Origin of the sequence: Cellulomonas endophytica (assembly GCF_004123805.1) — a bacterium.
GTDB classification, from domain to species: Bacteria; Actinomycetota; Actinomycetes; order Actinomycetales; family Cellulomonadaceae; genus Cellulomonas; species Cellulomonas endophytica.
The window spans coordinates 1-2,374 of sequence record NZ_RWJX01000154.1 but is presented as its reverse complement, the minus strand read 5'-3'; the positions used below and the strand labels follow the sequence as shown (position 1 = coordinate 2,374).

Sequence of the window (2,374 nt, the reverse complement as noted above, 5' to 3'; positions counted from 1 at the left end):
CGCCCGCTGGAGGGCCCGCCGTGAGCCACGAGAGCACCGACCACCGCTCCGCCGTCAGGGCGGGTGCCGCTCCCGACAGGGCCGCCGCGGCGCGGGCCCGCGCGCTCGACGGGACCGGCGCCGACCCGGCGCGGAGCACCGCCTCGGTCGCGATCTCGCCGCTCGTCGCCGCCGGGCGCGCCACCGGCACCTACGACGCGGCCCGCGCCGAGGCCGCCGTGCGCGAGCTCCTCGCGGCGGTGGGGGAGGACCCCGACCGCGAGGGCCTGCGCGACACGCCGGCCCGGGTGGCCCGCGCCTACCGCGAGGTCTTCGCCGGCCTCTTCATGGACCCGCGCGAGGCGCTGAGCACCACGTTCGACCTCGGGCACCAGGAGATGGTGCTCGTGCGCGACATCGAGGTGTACTCCACCTGCGAGCACCACCTCGTCCCCTTCCACGGCGTCGCGCACGTGGGCTACATCCCCGGCGACGACGGCCGCGTCACGGGCCTGTCGAAGCTCGCGCGCCTCGTCGACGTCTACGCCCGCCGCCCCCAGGTGCAGGAGCGTCTGACGGCGCAGGTCGCCGACGCCCTCGTCGACATCCTCGACCCGCGCGGGGTGCTCGTCGTGGTCGAGTGCGAGCACCTGTGCATGTCCATGCGCGGCGTCCGCAAGCCGGGGTCGCGCACGGTGACCTCCGCGGTGCGCGGGCAGATGCGCGAGCCGGCGACCCGGGCCGAGGCCATGAGCCTCGTCGCGGGCCGCTGACGCCCCGGCCCGCCGCCCCCGGCCCGACCGCTCCCGGCCCGGCCGTCCCGCGGCCTAGTCTCGTCCCGTGACCGCCGACCCCGCCCCCACCGGCCCGGCGCCGCTGCCCCCCGCGCTGCGGGCGCCCGGTCGCACGCTCGTCCTGGGCGTCGTCAACGTCACCCCCGACTCCTTCTCGGACGGCGGGCTGTGGCTGCGCCCGGAGGAGGCCGTGGGCCACGGGCTGCGGCTGCTCGACGAGGGCGCCGACCTCCTCGACGTCGGGGGCGAGTCGACCCGTCCGGGGGCGTCGCGCGTGCCCGAGGCGGAGGAGCGGGCCCGCGTGCTGCCCGTCGTGGAGGCGCTCGTCGCCCGGGGGGCCGCGGTCTCCGTCGACACCACCCGGGCGGGCGTCGCGCGGGCCGCGGTGGAGCGCGGCGCGCTCCTGGTGAACGACGTGTCGGGCGGGCTGGCGGACCCCGCGATGGCGGAGGTCGTCGCCGCCACCGGGGTGCCCTTCGTCGTCATGCACTGGCGCGGCCACGCCGACGTCATGGACGCGCGCGACCGCTACGACGACGTGGTGGCCGACGTGCGCCGGGAGCTCGGCGCCCGCGTCGCCGCCCTCGAGGCCGCGGGGGTGCGGCGCGAGCAGCTCGTCCTCGACCCCGGCCTCGGCTTCGCCAAGTCGGGGGCGAGCAACTGGCCCCTGCTGGCCGCCCTGCCGGCCCTCGTCGCCGACGGGCTGCCCGTGCTCGTCGGCGCGAGCCGCAAGCGCTTCCTCGGGCACCTGCTGGCGGGCCCGGACGGGGAGCCGGCGCCGCCGCTCCACCGGGACGCCGCCACCGCCGCCGTGACGGCGCTCGCCGCCGCCGCCGGCGCGTGGTGCGTGCGGGTGCACGCCGTCCGGGCCAGCGCCGACGCCGTCCGCGTGGCCGCCGCCTGGACCCGGGCGGCCGCGCCGGCCGGCGCGGCCGCGGCCGACCTCGTCGCCCCGGGGGGTGCCCGGTGAGCCAGCGCCCCGTGCCGACGGACGCCACGCTCGCGCTCGGACCCGTGCTCGGCGACGACGGGCGCCCCCTCGACCAGGTGCGGCTCCTCGGCGTCACCGCCACGGGCCACCACGGCGTGTTCGCGCACGAGCGCCGCGACGGGCAGGCCTTCGTCGCGGACGTCGTCGTCCACCTCGACCTGCGCCCGGCCGCCGCCGGCGACGCGCTCGCCGCCACCGTGCACTACGGCGTCCTCGCCGAGGCCGTCCACGCCGTGCTCCAGGGCTCGCCCGCGGACCTCATCGAGACGGTGGCCGAGCGCCTGGCGGCGGTGGCCCTCGAGCACCCGGCGGTGCACACGGTCGACGTCGCGCTGCACAAGCCGTCGGCGCCCATCACGGTCCCGTTCGGGGACGTCGCGGTGCTCGTCCGCCGCGACCGGGTGCGCGTGCCGGTCGTCCCGGCGCCGGTGGCCACGGACCAGGCCTCGACCGGCAGCCCCGCCGAGGAGCTCGACGAGGTGCGGGCCGGCGACGCGCCCGCCGCGGCCCCGGCCGACCCGCCCCCGGTCCTCGGGGCGGCCGCTGCCGCCGCCGCCGCCACGGGTGCCGCGGCCGGCGCCACCACGGGTGCGGCGGCGGGCGCCACCAC

The 2,374-nt window shown here is 79.9% G+C and carries 3 protein-coding genes; all 3 read left to right on the top strand.

The window, feature by feature from the left end:
• The first annotated feature begins 152 nt into the window (after nucleotides 1-152).
• The gene (folE, locus tag EJA20_RS18390) at nucleotides 153-752 is read left to right on the top strand and encodes a GTP cyclohydrolase I FolE (RefSeq protein WP_129339944.1); all 600 of its coding nucleotides are present in this window, start codon (nucleotides 153-155) and stop codon (nucleotides 750-752) included.
• A 67-nt stretch (nucleotides 753-819) separates the two neighbouring features.
• The gene (gene folP / locus EJA20_RS18385) at nucleotides 820-1,743 is read left to right on the top strand and encodes a dihydropteroate synthase (RefSeq protein WP_129339942.1); all 924 of its coding nucleotides are present in this window, start codon (nucleotides 820-822) and stop codon (nucleotides 1,741-1,743) included.
• Nucleotides 1,740-2,374, top strand: a 635-nt coding sequence (gene folB, locus EJA20_RS18380) for a dihydroneopterin aldolase (RefSeq protein WP_240675646.1), incomplete at its 3' end; no start/stop codon positions are given. The genes folP and folB, both read left to right, overlap by 4 nt.